Origin of the sequence: Flavonifractor sp. An4 (genome assembly GCF_002161755.1) — a bacterium.
Classification (GTDB): domain Bacteria; phylum Bacillota; class Clostridia; order Oscillospirales; family Oscillospiraceae; genus Flavonifractor; species Flavonifractor avicola.
This window is the reverse complement of record NZ_NFIL01000073.1, coordinates 1-4,710: the sequence shown is the minus strand read 5'-3', so window position 1 is coordinate 4,710 and position 4,710 is coordinate 1. Positions and strand designations below refer to the sequence as shown.

6 protein-coding genes are annotated in these 4,710 nt (G+C 49.1%); 2 read left to right on the top strand and 4 right to left on the bottom strand.

The features are described from left to right. Together B5F94_RS15440 and B5F94_RS15435 are read right to left on the bottom strand one after the other, a co-directional pair. The coding region (locus B5F94_RS15440) for a hypothetical protein (RefSeq protein ID WP_143383329.1) at window positions 1–840 on the bottom strand (840 nt) is incomplete at its 3' end. Between the two features lie 125 nt (window positions 841–965). Continuing rightward, window positions 966–1,382, bottom strand: a complete 417-nt coding sequence (locus tag B5F94_RS15435) for a single-stranded DNA-binding protein (RefSeq protein ID WP_087331410.1) — start codon at window positions 1,380–1,382, stop codon at window positions 966–968. Between the two features lie 402 nt (window positions 1,383–1,784). On the opposite strand from B5F94_RS15435, the gene B5F94_RS15430 reads away from it, so the two are divergent. After that, window positions 1,785–2,972, top strand: a complete 1,188-nt coding sequence (locus tag B5F94_RS15430; protein WP_087331408.1) for an ImmA/IrrE family metallo-endopeptidase — start codon at window positions 1,785–1,787, stop codon at window positions 2,970–2,972. After that, window positions 2,960–3,445 (top strand): DUF4411 family protein, encoded by a 486-nt coding sequence (locus B5F94_RS15425; RefSeq protein WP_087331406.1) that lies wholly within the window; start codon window positions 2,960–2,962, stop codon window positions 3,443–3,445. The genes B5F94_RS15430 and B5F94_RS15425 overlap by 13 nt, the downstream gene beginning before the upstream one ends. A gap of 142 nt (window positions 3,446–3,587) precedes the next feature. Here the strand turns inward: B5F94_RS15425 and B5F94_RS15420 are convergent, their stop codons facing one another. Then, window positions 3,588–4,274: a hypothetical protein gene (locus B5F94_RS15420; protein WP_087331404.1), complete on the bottom strand. Its 687-nt coding sequence runs from the start codon at window positions 4,272–4,274 to the stop codon at window positions 3,588–3,590. Then, window positions 4,264–4,521 (bottom strand): hypothetical protein, encoded by a 258-nt coding sequence (locus tag B5F94_RS15415; protein ID WP_087331401.1) that lies wholly within the window; start codon window positions 4,519–4,521, stop codon window positions 4,264–4,266. Before B5F94_RS15415 ends, B5F94_RS15420 begins: the two co-directional genes overlap by 11 nt. Between the last annotated feature and the right edge of the window lie 189 nt (window positions 4,522–4,710).

The window sequence follows — 4,710 nt, the reverse complement described above, 5'->3', positions numbered from 1 at the left end:
ATCCCGCTCCAGCTGAATTTCAAACACGCTTCCGCCGCCCTGCCAAGGGTCATACAGGCCGGTCACGGTGTCTTTCTCCAGGATGATGTAGCCGCAGTAGGGATTTTTGCGGCTGTCATAGAAGTGGCCGTTGCGGTCCTGGAGCCGGATCAGGCGGTTGAGCTCCATCAGGTCAGATAGGGACATTTCCACCAGGAAGGTCACGGTGTTCATGTGGGAGGCGATGTTGGCCACCTCCGCCCGCATACTCGCCAGGAAGCCTTTGGGCCCGGATGTGTCCCCGTCCCGCAGTGCCTGCTGGAGCTTTGCCCGGGTATAACCTTGGGACTTTGCCAGCCAGACGATGCCGGCGCGGTCGTCGATTTTCTCCTCATAGCGGCCATACCAGCAGGGGTAGACGCTGTTGAGGACATAATCGTAGTTGCCGTCCCCAGTGTCCAGCATGATATTGACCGGGAAGGTCTGGTCCAGGAAGTGTTTCTCCGGGAGCCTGAAATACACATGGTCCATCATCAGGTCATAGAACAGCCCGGTTTCCTCCGCTGTGAAGCCATCTGGATATGGCCCATCTTCTGAGGTGAGCGCGGACTGGACATCCTGCTCCAGTTCGTCTCTCAGCTGACACTCGTAGTCGAAATACCATTCCTCCAGCGACTCCCAAAAACTCTGCATGGGGTCGTCGCCGGACAGGAGCTTGGTCGCGGTGGCGCTGTCCATCCCGTCCCGGTAGTCGGCATAGATTTCATAAAAGAAGCAGTCGCCCTCACGCTGTAAAAAGGGCTGACGGTCAAGGGCGTCCAGAATATGGCGCCTGAGTTTCTCTGCCGCCTTATCGTTCATGCTTCCACCTCCTTGTCCATACATGGTTTCGGCGTCTGAAGGGAAAAGCGCTCCGCCTCCGGTCCAGAGGCAGGGCGCAAATGGTCGTTTCTCCGGCGCCCCGTCATAGGGCCGTCACCTTCCCATCAGAACGGGAGTTCGCTGTCCACGTCACTTTCAAACTCTGACGCCGGCGGGGTCGCATCGGTGTTCGCGGCGGGGGCGGGGGCGCTCTTTTTCTTGACGGAGTCCCCGAAGTAGATGTTGCTGGCCACGACCTCGGCGGTACGGCGTCTGTTGCCCTCCCGGTCCGTCCAGTCCCGGATCTGGAGCCGCCCGTCCACCATGGCCATGGAGCCCTTGGCGAAGTAGTTGGCGGCGAACTCTCCGGTGTGACGCCACGCGACGATGTCGATGAAGTCCACAGGCGTTTCACCGGTGGCCTTGTCTTTGAAGTCCCGGTTGACCGCCAGAGAGAACGACGCGACGGGGATGCCGCTCTGTGTCCGGCGCAGTTCGGGGTCCCGGGTGAGCCGCCCACTGAGAATGATTCGATTCAACATGATGTTTACCTCCGTTTTGACAAATTGTTTTTCGGGCGGCCGGTCCAGAGGGGGAGCACATGCCCAGCCCAGCCATTTCCGGCCTGCCTCCGTGTACCCTCTCGTCTGTTCTACACCCGTTCACCAACACACCTGGATGGGGGACCCATCGCCCGCCGCCGTCAGGGTACCGCTCAGGAACTTGACGGCGGCTTAGGGGCAATACCGTTTGTTGGGATGCTCCTCCAGAGAGGCAAACGGGTGGATCAGCAGTTCATACAGGACGGTCTGCCACATAGATTTCAGCAAAAACGGGGGTATCGCGTCGATAACAATACCTCCGTTTTCCTAATAAATTACTTTCTTTTGTTATGTTAGACATGGTACAATATAAATGTAATGCTAATTTAAGGAGGAGTGATTATGGTTGTTCGTGCTTTGATAAATAAAGAAACATTAAAATATTTACGAGAACATATTGGAATCACACTTCCATATATTGAGCGAATCACTAAATATGATGAAAAGAAATATTTGCTGTGGGAAGATATCAATTCTTGTAATTTTCCAACTTGCCTTCAAGCGAAAACAATTGCAAAATGCTTTCACATACCATTTGCGGGTTTATATATGAATGCAAAAGACATCAAACTACAGCATATTCCTAAAATGTATAACATGCGGACTATACGGGGAAATGGAAGTTTCGATGATAGCTCGTTAAACTTGGCTATTATGGATTTACTTTACTCACGTGAATTGCTAATAAGCACAAAAAATGAATTACAGGAGTCTTTGCCGGCCTTTTCGCTTTCAATTGTTGGTACTGATGTTAAACAGTGGGCCGACTCAATAAGGCAGATATTCAAGTTAGAATTGAAGGATCAATGCTCATTACCGAGCAAAAGAAAATTTTATTTATATATAAGAAATAAAATAGAAAAGCAAGGAGTGTTTATTCAAGGATTTTCAGGTGTGGATACTGAAATTGCACGTGGTGTAGCTATCTACAACGACATATATCCTATTATTGGAATAAATAATGATGACAGATACCCTGCAAAAACGTTTTCAATTATTCATGAACTTGTTCACATTATTAAGCGTCAATCTACAATGTGTAATGATATGGTAACTTCTTTTTCTGCACAACAAGAAGAAGTATTTTGTAACGCTGTTGCAGGAGAAGTCTTAGTTCCAGAGCAGGCAATTATGACCTTGGTTAAAAATCGCAAGATAAAAGATTTTACAGAGGATAATATTGCTTCTTTAGCAGATGTTTTTTCTGTTAGTAAAGAAGTAATCTCGAGAAGGCTTTTAGATGTTGGAGAAATTAGCAAACCCGAATATGATACATTTATTTTAGAATTCAAACGAACATTTGATATGGAAAAAGAGATAGAAAGAGAGAAAAGAAAAGCTAGTGGAAATAAGGGGTTCCGTAATATTCTTTTGGAAACTATTGACAAGACAAGTGGTAGTTTATGTCAAACTTTATACCATGGATATGGCGAAGGGCTCGTTGATAGGCAAGACATTGCAAGATATTTGAGAATAGACCAAAAGCATATCTCCAATATTTTGAGGGAGGTATCGCAATGGAACAGTTAAACTTATTTGACGATAAACCTCCATATAAATACATAATAGATACCTGTGCTATTTTGTCACAAAAAGAAGATAGACAATATCGTAGAAGAATTTATGAAAAACTGTGGAGAAACATTGATAACTTGGTAAAAGCAAGTGTAATTGTAACATGTTCAGAAATATTCGAGGAAATTAGTGATGAACCGATACAAAAGTGGCTAAAGGACTGTAATTGTACGATTCTTCAGATAGACGAATTGATTCAAAAGAATGTAACAACAGTTGTAACATCAAACCCCCAATTGATTGATTTTAAGCAATTAAAATCATCAGGTGATGCGTTTCTAATTGCTACTGCTATAAAATATTCTCTAACAGTTATTACTGAAGAAAATAAAGATTCAAGCAAAAAAATCCCTTATGTATGTAAAGATCTTGGCGTTCCATGTGTTAATATCCTTGAATTATGCGAACTTGAAAAATGGACATTTTAGTTAAAGTATCCTCGGTAGTTAACGGATAGACATTTCCTATGCCCTTGGAATACTTCCCAAGTCTTTGCTGAATAACCTATAAAAAGAAGAAACGACATAACCGGAAGCTACACTGTTTTTTTGAAAACAATCTTATGTTGTTTTATGTGTACCGTCCTGTTAGGCAATACCGTTTGTTGGGATGCTCCTCCAGAGAGGCAAACGGGTGAATCAGCAGTTCATACAAGACGGTCTGCCGCTCCGCTTCCGGCATCGCGGCGCAGTCAGCGGCCAATTCGGAGACAGTCTTGTTTCCATACTGCCGAAAATACTGCTCATAAATGGCCGTGAACTCTGCCGCGCAGGGCGCCACCAGCTCGTCCATGAACTGGATCAGACTGCCGGCCTCCATGTCCCCAAGGACACTGTCCCGCGGCGGCAGACTGGCCTTCAGACGCTCCTCCAGCGAACGGGGCGGGAGAAGGGGCTGCCCCAGGGGCGGGGCCCCGTCCTCCTCCTGCCCTGTTTGTTCAGGAGGGGCACCCAGGAGGGACGGGAGCAGAAGGGCGGCCGCGTCATAGAGGTAGGCGTCGCCACAGGAGGGAGTTGCCGAGAGCCGGTCGTCCAGGGCCTTGGCAAGCTGTTTGTAGGTCATGGACTGTACCCGCTCCCGGGAAAGGCCCAGGGCGGACCGCAGCCGCTCCAGCTCCGCTTCAAAGCCCTGGAAATACTCAGGCAGGGTCATATCAGCAAAGCGGTGGATGATAGCCGCGGCGTATTCGGGGTGGGCACAGCGGCCGGTGTCCAGCAGGTCGAGCCGGTCTTGCAGAGGGAAGCGTTCAATCCTCATGCTGGCCCGCCTCCTCTCTCTGCCGGCGCTCCAGCGCCTCCAGTGCGCTCCCGGCCCGGTCCAGCAGGTTCCGCAGAGCGGACAGGGGGTCGTCTGTGTAGCGGCCCCAAAAGTAATCGCTCCCGTTTCTGCACATCCATGTGACAAACCGTGCGGGGGCCTTGGAGTTCTCGCCAAGGACATATTCTGTGTCCCCGACACGGATGGCGCTGATAATGATATATCCGGCGTTACTGCGTTCTGACATGGTTTATCCTTTCTCCCCGTATGAGCCCGATAGGACAGGCGTATCTTATGCGGCTTGCAGGACTTCCCGTTCCCACTGGTCGAGAAACCGCTGGACTTTCGGTGTGGCTGGGCGATTGTTGGCAGATCGAGCCTGGACCACTTTTCTGTTTCTGATCTCCAGCGTGTAAAATGGCTTGTCCGCTTCAGC

Coding starts and splice junctions, on each gene's coding strand:
- B5F94_RS15435 (WP_087331410.1), bottom strand. CDS start 1,382: ATGTTGAATCGAATCATTCTCAGTGGGCGGCTCACCCGGGACCCCGAA.
- B5F94_RS15430 (WP_087331408.1), top strand. CDS start 1,785: ATGGTTGTTCGTGCTTTGATAAATAAAGAAACATTAAAATATTTACGA.
- B5F94_RS15425 (WP_087331406.1), top strand. CDS start 2,960: ATGGAACAGTTAAACTTATTTGACGATAAACCTCCATATAAATACATA.
- B5F94_RS15420 (WP_087331404.1), bottom strand. CDS start 4,274: ATGAGGATTGAACGCTTCCCTCTGCAAGACCGGCTCGACCTGCTGGAC.
- B5F94_RS15415 (WP_087331401.1), bottom strand. CDS start 4,521: ATGTCAGAACGCAGTAACGCCGGATATATCATTATCAGCGCCATCCGT.